General features: G+C 67.4%; 15 protein-coding genes. 10 read left to right on the top strand and 5 right to left on the bottom strand.

From position 1 onward, the window contains the following. Positions 1 to 73 precede the first annotated feature (73 nt). From drmD to AB0O28_RS37230, 4 genes are all read left to right on the top strand, one after another. Positions 74 to 3202 (top strand): DISARM system SNF2-like helicase DrmD, encoded by a 3129-nt coding sequence (gene drmD / locus AB0O28_RS37245; protein WP_363647300.1) that lies wholly within the window; start codon positions 74 to 76, stop codon positions 3200 to 3202. A gap of 80 nt (positions 3203 to 3282) precedes the next feature. Then, positions 3283 to 7344 carry a DNA methyltransferase gene (locus AB0O28_RS37240; protein ID WP_363647299.1) on the top strand — a complete coding sequence of 1354 codons (4062 nt, stop codon included), beginning with the start codon at positions 3283 to 3285 and terminating at the stop codon, positions 7342 to 7344. Positions 7345 to 7710: 366 nt separating this feature from the next. Beyond that, positions 7711 to 8139: a DUF4190 domain-containing protein gene (locus tag AB0O28_RS37235; RefSeq protein WP_363647298.1), complete on the top strand. Its 429-nt coding sequence runs from the start codon at positions 7711 to 7713 to the stop codon at positions 8137 to 8139. Then, positions 8136 to 8369 (top strand): hypothetical protein, encoded by a 234-nt coding sequence (locus tag AB0O28_RS37230; RefSeq protein WP_363647297.1) that lies wholly within the window; start codon positions 8136 to 8138, stop codon positions 8367 to 8369. Before AB0O28_RS37235 ends, AB0O28_RS37230 begins: the two co-directional genes overlap by 4 nt. Positions 8370 to 8736: 367 nt before the next feature. Here AB0O28_RS37230 and AB0O28_RS37225 read toward each other — a convergent pair whose 3' ends face one another. The 3 genes from AB0O28_RS37225 to AB0O28_RS37215 form a co-directional block, all read right to left on the bottom strand. After that, complete coding sequence (locus tag AB0O28_RS37225) at positions 8737 to 9030, bottom strand: helix-turn-helix domain-containing protein (RefSeq protein ID WP_363647296.1); 294 nt, start codon at positions 9028 to 9030, stop codon at positions 8737 to 8739. A 77-nt stretch (positions 9031 to 9107) separates the two neighbouring features. Continuing rightward, positions 9108 to 9737 carry a 2'-5' RNA ligase family protein gene (locus AB0O28_RS37220; protein ID WP_363647295.1) on the bottom strand — a complete coding sequence of 210 codons (630 nt, stop codon included), beginning with the start codon at positions 9735 to 9737 and terminating at the stop codon, positions 9108 to 9110. A gap of 4 nt (positions 9738 to 9741) precedes the next feature. After that, entirely contained in the window at positions 9742 to 11241 is a 1500-nt protein-coding gene (locus tag AB0O28_RS37215; RefSeq protein ID WP_363647294.1) for a tetratricopeptide repeat protein, read from the bottom strand. 255 nt (positions 11242 to 11496) lie between these two features. On the opposite strand from AB0O28_RS37215, the gene AB0O28_RS37210 reads away from it, so the two are divergent. The 4 genes from AB0O28_RS37210 (at position 11497) to AB0O28_RS37195 (ending at position 12919) form a co-directional block, all read left to right on the top strand. Continuing rightward, on the top strand, positions 11497 to 11715 hold the full coding sequence (locus tag AB0O28_RS37210) for a hypothetical protein (RefSeq protein WP_363647293.1): 219 nt from the start codon (positions 11497 to 11499) through the stop codon (positions 11713 to 11715). Beyond that, on the top strand, positions 11712 to 12062 hold the full coding sequence (locus AB0O28_RS37205) for a hypothetical protein (RefSeq protein WP_363647292.1): 351 nt from the start codon (positions 11712 to 11714) through the stop codon (positions 12060 to 12062). Before AB0O28_RS37210 ends, AB0O28_RS37205 begins: the two co-directional genes overlap by 4 nt. 129 nt (positions 12063 to 12191) lie before the next feature. After that, positions 12192 to 12410: a DUF397 domain-containing protein gene (locus AB0O28_RS37200; protein ID WP_363647291.1), complete on the top strand. Its 219-nt coding sequence runs from the start codon at positions 12192 to 12194 to the stop codon at positions 12408 to 12410. 89 nt (positions 12411 to 12499) lie between these two features. Further along, complete coding sequence (locus AB0O28_RS37195) at positions 12500 to 12919, top strand: hypothetical protein (protein ID WP_363647290.1); 420 nt, start codon at positions 12500 to 12502, stop codon at positions 12917 to 12919. Between the two features lie 125 nt (positions 12920 to 13044). Here the strand turns inward: AB0O28_RS37195 and AB0O28_RS37190 are convergent, their stop codons facing one another. Continuing rightward, positions 13045 to 15204 (bottom strand): vWA domain-containing protein, encoded by a 2160-nt coding sequence (locus AB0O28_RS37190; protein ID WP_363647289.1) that lies wholly within the window; start codon positions 15202 to 15204, stop codon positions 13045 to 13047. 665 nt (positions 15205 to 15869) lie between these two features. Between AB0O28_RS37190 and AB0O28_RS37185 the strand changes: the two genes are divergently transcribed. Together AB0O28_RS37185 and AB0O28_RS37180 are read left to right on the top strand one after the other, a co-directional pair. Next, entirely contained in the window at positions 15870 to 16520 is a 651-nt protein-coding gene (locus tag AB0O28_RS37185; protein WP_363647288.1) for an HAD-IA family hydrolase, read from the top strand. Between the two features lie 584 nt (positions 16521 to 17104). Beyond that, on the top strand, positions 17105 to 17308 hold the full coding sequence (locus tag AB0O28_RS37180; protein ID WP_363647287.1) for a cold-shock protein: 204 nt from the start codon (positions 17105 to 17107) through the stop codon (positions 17306 to 17308). 255 nt (positions 17309 to 17563) lie between these two features. On the opposite strand, the gene AB0O28_RS37175 is transcribed toward AB0O28_RS37180, so the two are convergent. Beyond that, positions 17564 to 17791, bottom strand: a complete 228-nt coding sequence (locus AB0O28_RS37175; protein ID WP_363647286.1) for a hypothetical protein — start codon at positions 17789 to 17791, stop codon at positions 17564 to 17566. Between the last annotated feature and the right edge of the window lie 72 nt (positions 17792 to 17863).

Raw genomic sequence — 17863 nt, 5'->3', positions numbered from 1 at the left:
GGGGAGAGCGCTTTACCGTGTCCGGTTCAGCGTGACGTGACCGAAATCGGCAAGGCTCATCGGCGAGGGACGTATGGCGAGTGTGACGTCGGAGAGACCGGCCATCGGCGAGCTGGTCGCGGTGCGCGGCCGGCGCTGGGTGGTCGGCGAGGTCGAGCCCGGCGCGAGCAGCACGCTGGTGACCCTGCAGAGCGTCGAGGACGGCCGGTACGGCGACACGCTGGAGGTCGTCTGGGAGATCGAGCCCGGCCGCCGCGTCCTGCCCAGCGGCTCGCTGCCCGACGTGACCCCGGATGGCTTCGACTCGCCCGAGCGCCTCGCCGCGTTCCTCGACGCCATCCGCTGGTCGGCGGTCACCAGCGCCGACGTCAAGACGCTGCAGGCGCCGTACCGCTCCGGGGTGGCCATCGAGGACTACCAGCTCGAACCGGTCTCCCGCGCCCTCGACGCGCCGCGCGTCAATCTGCTGCTCGCCGACGACGTGGGCCTCGGCAAGACGATCGAGGCCGGGCTCGTCGCCCAGGAACTGCTGCTGCGCCACCGCGCCAGGACCATCATGATCGTCTGCCCGGCGGGTCTCACGCTCAAGTGGAGGGACGAGATGGCCGACAAGTTCGGCCTCGACTTCACGATCATCGACACCGAGCGCTGCGCCCAGGTCCGCCGTACGCACGGCAGCGCGGCCAACCCGTTCACGGTCTATCCGCTGAGCATCGTGAGCCTGCCCTGGCTGCGCGGGCAGAAGGCGCAGCGGCTGCTCGACGAGGTGCTCGACCCGAGCGCGATGGAGCGCCGTTTCGACCTGCTCATCCTCGACGAGGCCCACCACGTCGCGCCCGCCGCGCCCAAGCAGGTGTACGCGGTGGACTCCCAGCAGACCAAGCTCATCCGCCGCCTGGCCCCGCACTTCACGCACCGGCTGTTCCTGTCGGCGACCCCGCACAACGGCTATCAGGCGTCGTTCACGGCGCTGCTGGAGATCCTCGACGACCAGCGGTTCGCCCGCGGCGTCGACCCCGACCCGGCCGCCGTCGAGGAGACGGTCATCCGCCGGCTCAAGCGCCACATCGTCAACGCCGACGGCACCAAGCGGTTCGTCGACCGGGAGGCGAGCGCGATCCCGGTCGTCTACCCGCCCGACGAGCGCGAGGTGCACGACCTGCTCAAGCGGTTCGCGCAGGTGCGCAGGGCCCGGCTCAACAAGAACGTCAAGGGCCGCAAGGCCGCCGACCTCGTCACGCTGCTGCTCAAGAAGCGCCTGTTCTCCAGCCCCGCCGCCTTCGCCCACACGCTCGACGTCTACCTCGACGGCGTACGCGAACCAGTGGAGGTGCGGGACGACGGAGACTTCGAGGAGTGGATGGACGACTTCTGGGAGGAGACCGCCACCCTCGACGACGAGCCGCTCGCCGAGGCCGAGGACGACGCGCTGTCGCTGGCCGCGCCGCTGCAGGGCGTCGCCGGCGACGAGGAGATCGAGCTGCTCACGCGCATGCGCGCCTGGGCCCGCGACTACGAGTCCTCGCCCGACGCCAAGGCACGCGAGCTGATCGACTATCTGCGCGGGGTCTGCCGTCCCGCGGGCACGTGGGAGAACGAGCGGGTCGTGGTCTTCACCGAATATCGCGACACCCAGAAGTGGCTCGTGGAGCTGCTCCGGCAGGAGGACCTCGGCGACGACCACCTCGCCGTGCTGCACGGCGGCATGTCGGCCGACGAGCGTGAGCAGCTGCGGGTGGCGTTCCAGAAGGACCCCGGCGAGCACCCCGTACGCATCCTGGTCGCCACCGACGCCGCCAGCGAGGGCATCGACCTGCAGAACCACTGCCACCGGCTGGTGAACTACGACATCCCGTTCAACCCCAACAAGCTGGAGCAGCGCATCGGCCGCGTCGACCGCTGGGGCCAGAAGCGCACGCCCGACATCCGCCACTTCGTCGGCACCGGCTGGGACACGGCCGTCGACTCGTACGAGGCCGACCTGGAGTTCCTGTCCCGGGTGGCCGGCAAGGTCGCCCAGATGGAGGAGGACCTGGGCTCGGTCAACGCCGTCCTCGCGCGGGCCGTGCAGCGGCGCATGCTCGGCGACATCGCCGACTACGACGTCGAGCGGGCGGGCGGTTCCACGAGCGCGGTCCCGGCCGAGAAGAACGTCCGCGACCAGGTGCGCAAGCTGCGCGCCAACCTGGACGAGACGGTCGCCGAGCTGGGCATCACCCCGGCGAACGTCAAGCGGGTCGTCGACACCGCCCTGGAGCTGGCCCGCCAGCAGCCGCTCACGCCGCATCTCGACGAGAAGCACCTCACCGAGGGGCTGCACGGCGTGCCGCCGCTGACCGGCTCCTGGGAACGCGCGGGCGCGGGGCTGCTGGCCAAGGCGACGCGCAAGGACGAGACGCCGCGCCAGCGGCCGGTGACGTTCGACCCCGAGGCCACCTTCGACCCCGAGGGCCGGGTGCGCGACGACGTCGTGCTCGCCCACCTCGGCCACCCGCTCGTCGCGATGTCCACCCGGCTGCTGCGCGCCGCGGTCTCCAACGCCGAGATCGGCCTGCACCGTGTGACGGCCGTCGTCAGCGACGACCCCGCGCTGGAGACCACCCTGGCCGGGGCGTTCTCCCGGTTCGTGCTGGTCGGCGGCGACGGCGTGCGGCTGCACGAGGAGGTCCTGTACGCCGGAGGCTGGATCCCGGACAGCGGCCGGTTCCGGCGGCTGGAGAATCTGACCGTGCTCGGCGGCATCCTCGACCGCGCCCTGTCGCAGGGAACCCCCGCCTCCGCTCCCGTACGGCACCGCCTGGCCGAGGCCTGGCCGCGCGTGGCGGGCCCGCTGCTGCAGTCGATCGACTGGCGCACCGAGCAGAAGCAGGACCAGCTCGAACGCAAGCTCGCCCAGCGTATGGAGGCCGAACAGGCCCGGGTCACCGCCAACCTCGAGCGGTTCGAGGCGACCCTGCGGGCCAAGCTCGCGGAGGGCGATCAGGAGGGCGACGCGTTGTTCAGCCGGCACGAGGCGGTGTCCAAGGAAGAGCGCGACCAATACCGCAGAGACCGCAGATCCTGGGAGGAACGCCTGGCCGGGCTCGCCCGCGAGCACGACCGGGAGCGGGACGCGATCGCGGCGCGCTACCGCGACCCCCGGCCGCACCGGTTCCCGGTGGCCGTGGTCTTCGTCGTGCCGAGGCGGGAGGCGACCCGATGAGCAGGTTCGGTGCAAAGGATGTCGACCACCAGGGGTGGCTCGCGCTGGTCGAGGTGACCGGGCCGTTCCTCAGCCTCCCCGTGCTGCGCGCCACCTGGCCGGCCCTCGACGCGGTCGGCAAGCAGCAGCGGGACAGGCTCCGCCTCGCCCACACCGCCTGGCAGCAGGGCGGCGACGGCCGCGCCTGGATCGAGCACGTGCTGCGCGGCCTGTTGCGCTGGGACGATTCCGTGCACATCGGCGGGCTGGACCACCTGGCCGTCGACGTGCCCGAGCACGACACCACGATCACGCCCGCGTTCGCGCTGGCCGTGCCGGGCCACCAGCCCAAGCCCGACACCGTACGGCTGCTCGGCATGATCACCAGTGGGCACCCGACGGCCCGCATGAAGCACGCCAAGTGGGCCGCCACTCCCGCCGACCGGATGGCGCAGCTGTGCCGCCACCACGGCGTGGAGCTCGGCCTGGTCACCGACGGCCGCTGGTGGACGCTGGTGTGGGCGCCGCGCGGCGGCGTGACCACTACGGCCACGTTCGACGCGATCCCGTGGCCGGAGGCCGCCGAGCGCGACGTGCTGCGCGCGTTCGTGTCGTTGCTGGGCTTCGACCGGTTCTTCTCGTTCCCCGACTCCCAGCGTCTTCCGGCGCTGCTCAAGGCCAGCCTCGACAGCCAGGAGGACATCACCGAGGCCCTCGGCGTGCAGGTGCGCCAGGCCGTCGAGTTGCTCGTCGCCGCCATCGGCCGGGCCGGCGTGCCCGGCGATGTCACCGCGCACGAGGTCTACCGCGGCGCCGTCTCGGTCATGATGCGCGTCGTCTTCCTGTTGTTCGCCGAGGAACGCGGCCTGCTGCCGTCCGACAACAAGGTGTACGCCACGGCGTACTCGGCCGGGCGCCTGTGCGCCGAGCTGGAGCAGCGCGCGATCGAGGGCAGCGAGGAGGAGCTGGAGAACAGCCACGCCGCCTGGCACCGCCTGCTCGCGTTGTTCCGCGCCGTGCACAGCGGGGTCGAGCACCCGCGCCTCACCATGCACGCCCACGACGGGTCGTTGTTCGACCCCGACGCGCACGCCTGGATGCCGCTCACGATCGACGACCGCACGGTCATGCACATGCTGCGCGCCGTGCAGTACGTCGAGGTCGGCAGTGGCAGGAACCGCGAGCGGCGCAGGCTCAGCTTCCGCATGCTCGACGTCGAGCAGATCGGCTACGTGTACGAGGGCCTGCTGTCCTTCGACGGCTTCCGCGCGGCCGACGTGGTCGTCGGCCTGGTCGGCAAGCCCGGCCGCGAGGAGGAGGTCGAGCTCCACGACCTGGAGGCGCTGGCCCGGAACGCTTCCGGTGACCTGGCCGAGAGGCTGGCGGAGAAGTACAAGGACTCGGGCATCGGCAGCCTGGCCGCGCTGCGCAAGCGGCTCGCGCCGCTCGACGAGGCCGGCTCGCTGGAGGCCACGCGCAGGTTGCTCGCCGTCACCGGCGGCGATGCGGATCTGGCGCGGCGGCTGCTGCCGTACGCCGGGCTGCTCCGCGACGACCTGCGCGGCCTGCCCGTGGTCATCCTGCCCGGCGCGTTGTACGTCACCGAGTCGGCCCTGCGCAAGAACACCGGCACCCACTACACGCCGAAATTCCTGGCCGAGGACGTGGTCAAGAACGCCCTGGAGCCGCTGGTCTACTCGCCCGGCCCGTTGCAGACGGCCGACCGGTCGCAGTGGAAACTGCGCAGCTCGGCCGAGATCATCGGCGGCGACGGCCACCGCGGCCTGAAGATCGCCGACATCGCCATGGGCTCGGCTGCGTTCCTCGTGGCCGCCGCGCGTTACCTGGGGGAGCGGCTGGTCGAGGCGTGGTCGCAGGAGGGCCGCGAGGAGGCCGCCGCCTACCTGGAGACCGCCGAGGACCGTACGGCCGACGCCGACGCCGACCCGGTCGTCATCGAGGCCCGGCGGCAGGTCATCGAGCACTGTCTCTATGGGGTGGACATCAACCCCATGGCCGTCGAGATGGCCAAGCTGTCGCTGTGGCTGGTGTCGATGGACTCCTCCCGGCCGTTCACCTTCGTGGACGACCGCCTCGTGGTCGGCGACGCGCTGCTCGGCATCACGTCACTGGAGCAGCTTGAGTACATGCATCTCGTGCCGTCGCGCGGGCGCAAGCTGTTCAAGGACTCGGCGCTCGACTTCACGGCGGACGTGCAGCGGATGGTGCGCGGCACCGCCGACAAGCGGCGGCGCCTCGTCGACATCTCCGTGGAGGAGAACGGGATCGACGCGCTGAACAAGAAGCGCAGCATCCTCTTCGAGATCGACAGCGAGACCCGCCAGCATCGGCTCTTCGCCGACCTGCTGGTGGGGGCGTCGCTGAAGTACGCGGTGGAACAGGGCAAGATCAGCGATCCGACGGCGGACCCGGAAATCGGCAAGCTTCGTGGCTTCGACCGGGCGTCACTGCAGGCGGCCCACCTCGCCAGCGCCGTCGTTCGCGGTGAGCCCGGCAGTTGGCCGGCGGCCGAAGAGGCCCGGAAGGAGTGGCTGGCCACCGACCAGGTCCCCGGTACCTTCGACCGCCGGCCGGTGCATTGGCCGCTCGTGTTCCCCGAAGTCTTCGAGGAGAAGCCCGTCGCCGGTTCGAGTGAGTCGGTCGACGCCCCGGTCCGCTCGGGTAAGGCCGGTGCAGGTTTCGACGCCATCATCGGCAACCCACCCTTCCTAGGCGGCTCCAAAATTAGCGGATCGAGCGGACCCGCCTATCGTGAACACCTTGTATCTGCTGTCGCCCACGGTACGAAGGGCAACGCCGACATGGTCGCCTATTTCGTGCTTCGTGCTCACGATCTACTCAATGTGAACGGTCAAACGGGGCTGATTGCGACGAATACCCTCGCGCAGGGCGACACCCGTGAGGTCGGTCTTGATCAGCTCTTGGAGAGCGGAGTCACCCTTCGGCGGTCCATCAAGAGCAAGCCTTGGCCTTCGAGAAGTGCGGTTTTGGAGTACTGTGCCGTCTGGACCAGCAGGGGGCAGCTCACTGAGCAGGCTGAACGAGTTGCCGATGGCGTATCAGTGAGGCGTATCAGACCATCACTTGAACCCGAGACGCGTCTGTCTGGTAACCCGCATCGGCTCGCCAGCTCTTATTTTGTCTCCCAGGGTGTCAAGATAGATGGGATCGGGTTCACTCTTGAATCGACTGAGGCGCAAAAATTGATTGCAGTCGATCCTCGTTACGCTGACGTCCTATTCCCCTTCGTCAACGGTCATGACGTCTCGTCTCGTCCAGATCATAGTGCGAGTCGATGGGTGATCAACTTCCACGACTGGCCCGAGGCTGTAGCGCAAACTTATCCCGAATGCTATGGCCGTGTGCGTCGATTGGTAAAGCCGGAACGCGACAAACTGCGAGCAAAACTCGATCGCGAACAATGGTGGCTCTACACACGTCGGCGGCCAGAGCTTGGCAGCGCTATTGCTGCGCTTCACCGAGTGATTGTGATCGTTCTTCACACGAAGACTGTTATGCCGGTACTCGTGCCGACCGGCCAGGTGTTCATGCACGCCCTCGGTGTCTTCGCGACGGATGACACGGCGATGCTGGCATTGCTGTCGAGCACGCCGCATTACTGGTGGACACTTACTCGGGCCTCGACCCTTGAAACACGAGTCCGCTACACGCCGTCGGATGTGTTCGAGACCCTTCCCCTGCCTCCGCTGACCGAGGAGATGCGGGAGCTAGGCGATCGGCTCGACACGTACCGGCGGGAGCTGATGCTGGCTCGACAGGCTGGCCTGACGGCGACGTACAACCTGGTCAACGACTTGGCATGCCAGGACGAGGACATCGTCGAGCTGCGCCGCATTCACCGCGAGATCGACGCGGCGGTCTGCCGGGCCTACGGCTGGGACGACATGCTCGACAAGCTCGATCACGGCTTCCACGCGGTGGGCGGCCGGGAGACCCGCTACACGGTCGGCCCCTACGCGCAGCGCGAGTTCGTGGACCTGCTACTCGAACTCAACCACGAGCGCTACGCCGAAGAGGTCGCCAAGGGTCTCCACGACAAGAAGAAGCCCGCCAAGCCTAAGCCGGTCAAGCCCGCCCGCACCTCCAAGCAATCCGGCGGCACTCCGCCACCGTTGTTCTGAAGGAGTGCGTGAGTGGTCCAAACAGCCCAGCTCTACTTCAAGGCTGCACTCAAGACGACGATGACCACACGAGCTGGTAAGTTGCCGGAGCGATGCGGCATGTTAGCGCTGAAGCGCTGGGAGGTTATGGCGACCTGTCAGACGCCGAAACGCGGACTCGCGGCGCGGAGCTAACTCTCCAGTGACCTCGAATTCGGCTGTAAGGTCCGGTTCTATTCCTCTTGTGATTTCCCGTTGCTTGCCGTGCGGTGGGCGGGAGATGCACAAGCGTTAACGATCAGGTCACAAAGCGCCAAGCGGGTAAGCCGACTCTGCGGGTGAGCTGTCAAATTGGTCGGAATAGAACAGTAATCCCGGAGTTGAACCATGACCTATCAGCAGGGGCCGTACGGTAACTATCCCTCCCAGCCTGGCTACCCTGTGCAGCCCGGCTACCCCCTTCAGCCTGGCTACCCGCTCATCCCGCCGCCGCGCAGGACCAACGGTTTGGCCGTGGCCAGCCTGGTCCTCGGTCTTACCGGTTTCATCACCTGTGGCTTTACCAGCATTCTCGCGGTGATTTTCGGTCACGTTGCGATAGGGCAGATTCGCCGCGACCACACCGACGGCCGCGGTATGGCGACCGCAGGCCTCGTCCTCGGTTGGATCCTCACCATCCTGTGGATCATTTATTGGGTGCTCGTCTTCGGTGGTATTGTCGCGAACATCATCGGAGCCAGCATTGCGTCTACGGATCAATTCGACGCACACGCTGCACTCACAGGAGCCGGCATGCCGCCCACAACCGCGTGGTGATCGTCGAAGTTGAAGGCGCCGGCGCGGTCGGCAACGTCACCTACAACGTCGGATTCGACACCATGCAGGCGCCCGAGGACACGCTGACCGTGTCGTTGTGGGTGCAGAACGCCGACACCGCAGGTGTCGTGAAGTGCCGTATCAAGGTTGACGGGAAGACCGTCCAGGAGGCGAAGTCCAACGGACCGTACGGCGTCTGCCGCGTCGAGACGGGCTCTCTCGACCAGTGACCGTGGGTGAGGCAGGATCGTTCCTGCCCTACCCACCTTGGCACTCACGAGAGGGGAGCGACGGATGACCGGTCTTCCCGAGGTGATCACCACAAGAGGTAGCGACCGTTACCACGCCAGCGAGGAATGCCCGATGTGGCTGGCGGGCAGACTCGGCAGCGCAAGCCAGGGCAACCGCCTGCATAACGTCCTGCAGATGTCCGAAGCGGAGGCCCGAGCCGAGGGCTGGACTCCCTGCCCCGGCTGCGTCGGCAGAGGATAGGTGTGAGTCTCTGGTCTGCCTGGAACGCTCGCCGTCCGGTGCGCCTGGCATGCCCTGGATTATCAGCCCGCTCTGGTAGGGGCTGGTTCTACCCCGCGTCCCGGCTCATGGGCGATGTTTCACGGATCGTTTTGCCTGATAGTCGGCCTCAAGCCGATTCCAAAGCCTTGCGGGGGTGCCGGTTACTCGCTCCAGAGCTACTGCGACCACTGGTCGGAGCGGAACCAGCCCGTCGATGAGCTGATCGACATATTGAAGGGGTAGTCCGGCACGAGAGGCCAGTTCGTGTCGAGTGATGCCCTGCTCTTCGAGAATCTCCCGCAGGGTTTCCCCGGGCGGTACCGGATAATCAAGTTCTCCAGCCGGGTATAGCCTGCGACCGCCCTCGTTCGTGGTCACTGTTGCCCCTTCCTACTGTGGTCGTACTGTGCTGCGACTTCGGCGGGCGGTCCGAGGACGGCGGAGGTCTGACAACATCAACCGCCCAGCGGCGGTGCTTTGAGGACCCTCCATTGGTACATGCCCTCGTCTCGGTTCAGCTCGATGAGCGAGATGCGTGTGAGGGTCATGGGTACGACCTCGGTATGCCGGCTGAGGGTTTCCCGGATCGAAGCCAAGGGCGATCCAGAGGTGTTGGCATAGGCGAGGCTGACGTGCGGATAAAAGCGGTTTCCAGCCTCGGGCACATGGTTCTTGCCCCACACCTCGGCGATGCTCTCGCGGATGCATCGGCGAACGGCGGCCACGGCTTCGACCGGCCGCACTGGAAGGTGTACGCCTTCGGCGTCTGCGACCACCGGACCCAGTTCTACCGAGATAGGCCGAAAGTCGGCCAGGTGCTCGTCAACCGCCGTACCGATCGCGATCAGGTCTTCGTCGCTCACCTCGTCCGTGAAGCCCACCCCCTGCAAAGTCATGTGCAGCCACTCCAACGGGATGGGATCGAGGACGCCCGTCTCTTCGAGGTGGGGGCGCAGCCGCGCCGCGAACTCGTGCAGGGCGGGTTGCTCGCCGACAAGGAAGTGCCAGGTGTAGAACGACCGGCCTTGCCGCCAGCCTGGGCGCCACCACCAGTGATTACGCGTCCGCTCCTCGGTTTCCGCCACGAGATCACCCTCCCAGAGGTGCTCGGCTCTCGGACCGGAACGCCTTGATTCCCTCTTGGATCTCCTTTCCGGGGCCCCTGGCTGGCACGCGGTTCGCTATCTCGTCGAGCTTGAGTAGGAGAGGCGCGGCCCGCAGTTCCGCCGGTGTCTCCAGCACCGGGCGTAGGGCCTCGCTCGCTCCGTCTAAGGCCCCAGCGTCGATGTGGGCACGGACGACGTGTAACGCCGTCATCCGTTCGGTGCCGAGATTGCGCTCCGGTATCGGCCGCCTCTGAGAGATCACCAGGGAGCGACTGGCCATGGTCAACGCGCTGTCGGGATCGCTCAGCACCAGGTAGGTATCGGCCCAGTAGCTCAAGGCCCGCTCCGAGGAACAGCTCAGTGGCCCTCCAGGGGAGTGCACTGTAGCTTCCGAATGGATCTCTTGAGCACGGTGCAACAGTCTCCGGGCATCGTCTGGCCGTCCGAGCCGTGCGTAATCGAGGGCGAGCGTGCTGGCGAGCATCAGCTCGGTTTCTCCACCCGAACGCTGGGCGTACCCGAGCCCACGCTCGGCGTGACGTACGGCTTCCACCTTGCGCTGGCCCCAATAGGCGGTCACCTGCTGCGACTTGCAAATCCAGGCGCGAAGGTCATCGTGCCCCGTCTCTTCGGCGAAATGCCAGGCGGCCTGGGCATGACTGATCGCCGCACCGGGTCTCCCCAGGTCAGTGCTGATCCACGCGAGAAGCGTCATGGCCCAGCCGGCAACCAGGTAGAGGTCCTTGCGATATCTCAGCGGTTGATGGCCTTCCAGCAGCCGAAGCGCTTCGTCGCGGACACGCCGTACGTCACGGAGGAGAGGACCGGTCGGGACCTTCAGGTAATCGACCGCAATGCGCTGAAGGTCCCCGTTCAGCCGCTCGATCGTTGATGAACCCACGTTGCTGCACTCTGCCTTGCCGAGAATGTGGGAGGACTCCCTAGCGTAGAGTTCGAGCTGTTCTTGTGGCGATAGGGGACGGCGGTCGCGCATGTGCAATGTGGCCGGATGAGATACCTCAGCGGTTCCCGGAAACTGCGGATCTTCGCCGTACGCGAGGACATTCCCGTGAAAGTTTTCGTCGAGCCGCCGGTAGTCGATCCGGACGATTTCCTGCCGGTCCTGCGAGCCGTACAGCGCATATTCGGCGTCGTTGAGCAGGCGACGTGCGTGAACCTGGTAAATGCGGGCGAGCGTGTGCAGGGCCGAAAGACTGGGCCGACGCCCCTTCGCAGGCCAGTGCTCGAACTGGTAGATGCGAGCCTTGACCATCGTCGGCTCGCCGAGATCGAGCGAGTTCCAGCGGTCCGCTACCTCCTGATGGCTCAGATTGTGCGCCCAGCGAAGGGCGACCCGCGGGCCGATCTCGGGGCGGTCTGTCTCCCAAACGGCCGCGATCTGGTCCCATGTCAGTCCGCGCGCCCGAAGTTGCTGGGAGCGATGGGCGCGCTGCTGGCGGCTTGGATCTGTACGTCGGTTCATGGCGAGATCCACCTCGGGGGACGAACGAGTACACGGCCAGCGTATATCACTCTAAGTAGTGGATCTGTTACTGCTAACTCCGAGGTGTTTCGCTGGTTGAAATACCAGGTCACGGCCCTCATGGTGCGTTAACTCTTCTGGCTCTCTTTCCGTTCGGTGTCCGTCGCGACACTGAGGGTTACAAGCAGAAGGGCGGGGCTCGTAGGCGCTGGAACCGCCGTACGAGCCCCTTGATCAGGATGGTGGTCCTGACCCATGACACAGAGTAGGGCTGTTGCCGTCGCCCGTCCGGTGTTCGCCGGGTGGCGGATCATGCGGAGCGATGCCGGGCGGTTGTGGGCGACGCGTGAGCGGCCGTTCCCCTCGGCCGTGGAGGAGGCGGGCGCGCACCGGACGGTCGACGCCGACGATCTGGTGGAGCTGTGCCAGGCGATCGCCGTGCAGGAGGGCATCGCCGAGGGGACGGCCGGGTGAGCGCGTCCGCCGCGGTGCTCGACCTCGCCGCCGAGGAAGAGGACGACGACGAGGACTGTCCGGACGTGTCCCCGCATCCGGCCGTGCCGCGCCCCGGCCGTACGGAGCTGTGGTGGATCGAGGAGAGCCTCGGGCGCGGCCGGGTCGTCGCCCACACCTGCGCCTGCCAGATGACCTCCTACGAACTGGTCCGCTGCGGCGGCGTCTACCAGTTCTGCCGCCGTGCCGCGCCCACCGCGATCTGGGCCCGCCGCGACGTGCCGCCCGTCTCCTGGACGGCGCGGTGGTGGCGGCGCGAGGAGGCGTACGCGTGGTGGCGCCGCCTGCTGGCCGGCCAGGCCCGATAAAAGCCCCCCGCCGAGAGGCGGGGTCTGGGCGGCCTGCCGTACGCCTGAGGGGGTTTCGCGGCAGGCCGCCCGCTGCACGAAACCCGCCCACACGAGGCGGGGACAGATCGAGAGAGGAAGAGAGACGAGATGACCGACCTGTACGAGCGCGACCTGGCCGGAGTGCGCTTCCGCCGGCTGTGCGGCGGCAACCAGCAGGAGGAGGAGCAGGAGAGCTGCGTCGAGATCGCTCCGATCCCGGGCGCGGCGGACGCTTTCGCCCTGCGTGACAGCAAGAACCCGAACGCCGGGACGCTCCGCTTCACCGGCGACGAGCTCCGCGCCGCCGGTATGACCGCCAACCTGTAGCCGCCTCGACGAGGCCGGGTGCGGCCCCTGCCCGGTGATAGCAGGCAGGGACCGCACCCCCACTGTAACGACCACGTCCGAGGGGCCTGATGCATCTGCACTGCTACTCCTGGACGGGAGTGGGCGACGACCGGCGCAACGAGGCCGAACGCCGGCCGCCCCCGCCGTCCGGTGACCCCGGGCCGTTCCTGGCCTCGCCGCTGCCGCCGATGCGTACGTGTGACTGGCTGCTCAGGCCGCGCAACCGCATCGACGCCTCGCCGGGGTCGGTGGGGGAGGCGTTGGCCTGGCTGACCGAGCGCTACCGCACGGCCGAGCCGCAGTTCCTCCGGCCGGACGACGAGGCGCGCATCGGGCTCGGCCTGCGCCTGGAGAACGCGGGGGAGGCCCTGATCGCCGGAGTCGACGTGCAGTGGGGCATCTGGCTGCGCGGCGGCCGGTTCGTCACCTGCGCCGTGGTCTGCTGCTCCCCGAACCGCGACGCCGCCCACCGCTGCCCCGCCGCGTGAACCCGCCGCAATTCGTAGTACGGGTGCCTGAGCATCCCCGGAGGGCGCCTGAAGCGCGGCCGAGGCCGGGCGGAACTGTGGTGTTCCGCCCGGCCTCGGGGGTTGATCCGTTCAGGTGGGTTGGGTCATGGGCAGTTGCCGATGTCGCTTTCGGCGGAGGCCAGGACGACGTTCGTCTTGGCCAGGCCGAGGGCGTCGACGGTGACGTGGACGGCGTTGACGGTCAGGCCCTTGTCGGGGGTGGTGAACGAGGTCTGCTCGTTGAGGACGAGCTTGACGACGCCGACGTTGACCGTGGTGTTCGGCTGGACGTTGGTGGGTGCTGCGATGACCACCGTGTTGCCGACCTTGAGGGAGGCGATGGTGGTGGTTCCGGCGGAGCCGTCGCAGGTGGTGGTCGAGCTGGACTTGATGGCCCCGACGGTGATCACCGGGATGCCCGTGATTCCGATGCTGGTGTCGTCGATGGAGGCGGTGGCCACGGACTTGCCGGGGAACTCGGTGGTGGCGACCTTGGCGCACAGGGCGTGCGCGCTGATCAGTCCGCTGAGGCTGGCGGTGCAGGGCACCGAGGTGGCGCCGGTCGAGGTGGTGGAGACGGGGCCGGTGTCGGGGGTGCGTGCGATGTTGACCAGCTGGATGCCGGCCAGGGCGGCGCTGGCGGTCAGGCCGTAGGCCCGTCCGGTCAGCTTCTGCGGCGTGACGGTGACCTGTTCGTCGCTGCACGGCGAGGTGACGGAGTTGTTGTTGGCGTCGCCGCTGTAGGTGGCGGTCCACCGGTAGGTGCCGGCCGCGCCGATGGTCACGTTGCCGGACGCGGCGGTGCCGCTGCCGGACAGGTCGTCGGTGCGAGTCTCGATGGGCGTCGTGCAGTCGGTGTCACCGGGGGCGTACAGCTGGAATTTGACGTTACCGGTGGGGTGGAACCCGCCGGAGACGGTGGCGGTGTCGGACACGGCGCCACCGGCCGGCACGGACCCCGACGGGGTGGTGGCGATGCCCGGGGTGGCCTTGACGACCTCGACCTCTTCATCGCCGCACGGGGAGGTGACCGGGTTGTTGGCGTCGTCGCCGCTGTAGGAGGCCACCCACCGGTAGGTGCCCACCCCGCCCGCGGCGATGTTCCCGGACGCGGCGGTGCCGCTGCCCGACACCGTCCCGGTACGCGTCTCGATGGGCGTCGTGCAGTCGGTGTCACCGGGGGCGAACAGCTTGAACGTGACGGTGCCCGTCGGGTGGTACCCACCGGTCAGGGTCGCTGTGTCCGAGACGTTCCCGCCCGCGGGTGCCTGACCCGATGGCGTCGTGGCGATCGATGGGGTCACCTTGGGGACGTGTTCGGTGATCGTTTCGGTGAAGCCCGGTGACAGGACGCCATTGAGCAGGAAGTCCACCTTGCAGGTGAGGGTGCTTCCCGGTGCGGCTCCGGCGCCGACGGAGACGTTCTCGGTGAAGGTGGCGTCGTCGCCGCTGGTCACCGCCCGGCTGCCGGGGGTCAGGGACACCGACAGGTTCGCATCGCAGTCGCGCAGTTGGTGGGTGACCGTGACCGGCAGGTTGTGCAGGGCGTCCAGGATGGTGTCGCTGACCTGCGAGGCGTTGAGGCCGGAGAACAGCTGTCCACCCGTGGCGTTGGTGATCGCGGTCGCCTGGCCGCTCGAGTTCAGCCCGGACAGGTCGAACGCGAGCACGGTGATGTCGGCTGCCTGCAGGGCACTGATCGCATTGGCCAGCGTGTGGCCGTTGCTGGGGTCATGGCTGGGGGCGTCTCCGATCAGCAGCACGATCCGGGTGCTGTTCGGCCGGAAGCCGACCGCCCCCGATGCGACCTGGAACAGACCGTTGATGCCGTCCTCGGGGATGTCGCCGCCGCCCGAGGCGACCAGCGAGTTGAGACCGTTGGTGACGTCGGTCTGGTCGGCGGTGAGGTTCTGCGCCACCCGGAACGGCGTCGTGTCCCCCATGTCCTTGTATTCGGCGACCGCGAACTGCGCGTCCGGCTGCGCGGAAGCGACGGTGGACAAGATGGTGTTCGCATTGGTCCGCACGTTCGAGATGACCCCGCCCATGCTTCCCGTTGTGTCGATCAGGAACGCGATATCCGGCTTGGGCGGGACCGCCGGAGTGGACACGGTCTTGGTGATCGTCGTCGATCCGCCGGGGGCCAGGTTCAGGGTCACGTCCGCCGGGGTGACCCCGGGCGCGGCGAACGCCGTCCCTGTCCCGGCCATCAGCATTGCACCGGCCGCCACCGCGCACACGGCGGCCCGTAAACTTCGCGTCATTCTCACGGTGTCATTCCTTCTGATGTGGCGTTATGCCACAACGAATTCGGGATCGCCGGCCGTGCGGAATCTCTGTGATTGCACCACCCGGGGCGCCCTCTTCTCGCGTGTGGGCGCGAGCGGATGCCAAATTGCGTTGGATGACAATCTCGGTAGACCTTTTCGGTGCCGGCCGCTGATCAGCGAGGGGGTGTGGCCACGGTCATATGGTGACTGGTCGACGAATAGATGTAAATAGGCCACTTACGGCAAGTTCCCGACTGGCCACAGTCGGCCACTTCTCGCCGGTGAGAGGGGTGCCGGTGAATAGCGAATCTTTTTCAGGTATGCCCGTTGAAATGCGTAATCGATGGTTCGCCGCCGAGAAGAGTCGTCCTGTGGACCGTCTCAATTGCGGTTATGGGCATCGCCGCGGAGTCGGCCGACAGCTCCCACGTCCATTCGGAATCGATAAGATGCGACGGATATGACAACTTTCGGTCATGACGCCGGCACCCCGGCGAGGTACACTCGCCACCTCGTATGCCGTGGGCGTGTGAACGGACACCACGGACTGGATCTCCACCGCAGCCGGGGCGGTTTACTGACAACCAGTCCTGCCTCCGAGGAGCTCGCGAACGGTTCTCCCGGCGGCCGGACCGACAGTCCGATGGCATGATCGCGGTATGCCCGTGGTCCCACAGACTCCGGCCGCCAGGAGATGGGTCTTCTTCGACGTTGACGGCACTCTCATCGATGCCCTGGACAACCAGCGGCGCGTTTGGGCGGCATGGGCGGTGCGGTGCGGTCTGGATCCCGAGGAGGTCTACCGTGTCGCGCTGCGGACCCGGCCGGTGGAGACCTTCGCCGCCGTCGCGCCGGACCGGGATCCTCATGCCTGCCTGGCCACCCTGCACGAGCTGGAGGACGAGGACGTGCGGTCGGGCGTCTACACCGCTTTCGACGGTGCGCCGGAGCTGCTGTACGGTCTGCCGCCGGGCTCGTGGGCGCTGGTGACCTCGAACTACGCCCATAGAATTCGCGGGCGCTTCGCCCGCACCGGGTTGCCCGTACCTGAGGTCATCGTGGACGCGGCGGCGACTGAGCAGGGCAAGCCGTCCCCCGCCCCCTACCTGCTGGCCGCGCAGCGGCTCGGTGCCGCACCCGAACAGTGCCTTGTCGTCGAGGACGCTCCTTCCGGCGTACAGGCCGGCCTCCGCGCCGGGATGACCGTGTGGAACGTCAACGTGCCTGTCGCCGTCGAAGGCGCGCACCGTCATTTCGAGCACCTGAGGGATGCGGCAGAGGGCATCCTGGCCTTTGTCGCCGGAGCCTGACACAAGCCTCGGCGGGCTCACGCTCGATTGAGATCACGAACTGCCCGGTGACGGTTTCGCAGTACGGTTGATCGGGAGAGGAAACCCAAGGCGACCGCCCGGGACTACTCCTCCTTTTGCACATCCTGCTGGACGATCGACGACCCTCGGACATCGGCTCTTTCGCTCAGAGCGCTCAGCGCCTTCGGCGGTGAGCCGTTCCGGCGACAGCGGTCCCGTTCCCGGGGATGTCGGCTCTGGCATCGTTTCCCCCGTACGCCTCGCGGGTGTGCGCTGTGCCCTGTAATCCCAGTGACGCATTGCGTGTCATCTGCTACGGCACGCCTCGGCGTCCGCGGGGTTTGACGTGGATCGGGCTCTTCGGCGGCGAGGAGATCCAGCTTCCGCCGGGTGTCTCGTCACCCCAGGCATGTGATACGGTTTACGGCGTTGCAGTTGTGGTACCCATGAAACTTGTGTGCGCCTGACGGGATGTAACCTTCAGGCGCATTTGTTTTTCCCGGCATTCTCCGGAGGGGCCTCACGGCGACGCGGAATCCGTGCAGTGCGGATTCCGGTTCGGTCCCTGTTCAAGGAGATTCAACATGGCTGTCGGAACCGTGAAGTGGTTCAACGCGGAAAAGGGCTTCGGCTTCATCGAGCAGGAGGGCGGCGGCCCGGACGTCTTCGCCCACTACTCCAACATCGCCGCTCGTGGTTACCGCGAGCTGCACGAGGGCCAGAAGGTGTCGTTCGACATCACCCAGGGCCAGAAGGGCCCCCAGGCCGAGAACATCGTGCTCGTCTGACCCAGGCAGACTGATTCGGGGTCCGCGCTCGACAGCGCGGGCCCCGATTCATGTCCGGGGGCAGACGCTCCGTCATGGTGCACCTCGTCGATGCGGTCAGCGCCGCTGCCCCATTTGGGGCAGGTGGGCTTCCGGCGAGGGCGGATGAAGATCCGGGTCCTGGCCGCGAGGGAGGGCGCCGGGGCGTGGACGCCCGCCGACGTGTCGCCGACGGAGTTGTACTCTCGCGACGCGCTTCCCTCGGGGCGTTGTCTCTCAGAGCTTGTGCAGCTTTTTGTACGGGGTCGTGATTCGTTCCTGCTGCGATCGGAAATCGACGATCACAGCAACCCCATCCTCGACGTCGAGGACCACGCCGAGACCGTACCGATCGTGGGTCACCTGGTCGTTCACACTGAACTGCTCGACAGGTGGGGCGGGAGGCGGGGGCTTGAAGGGACTGGTGGGCAGGTGACGGCGGGACGCGCCGCTGGCTGGCTTCATTACCTCCAGTATGTGCTGCTCGCCGGGCCGCTTACAACCAACCCCCGGCCTTGAGACGCCGTCGTCGTCCCT

The sequence above is a fragment of the Microbispora sp. NPDC088329 genome (genome assembly GCF_040685655.1).
Taxonomy (GTDB): Bacteria; Actinomycetota; Actinomycetes; order Streptosporangiales; family Streptosporangiaceae; genus Microbispora.
The sequence above is the reverse complement of the archived record's forward strand: the minus strand, read 5'-3'. Positions and strand labels throughout refer to the sequence as shown.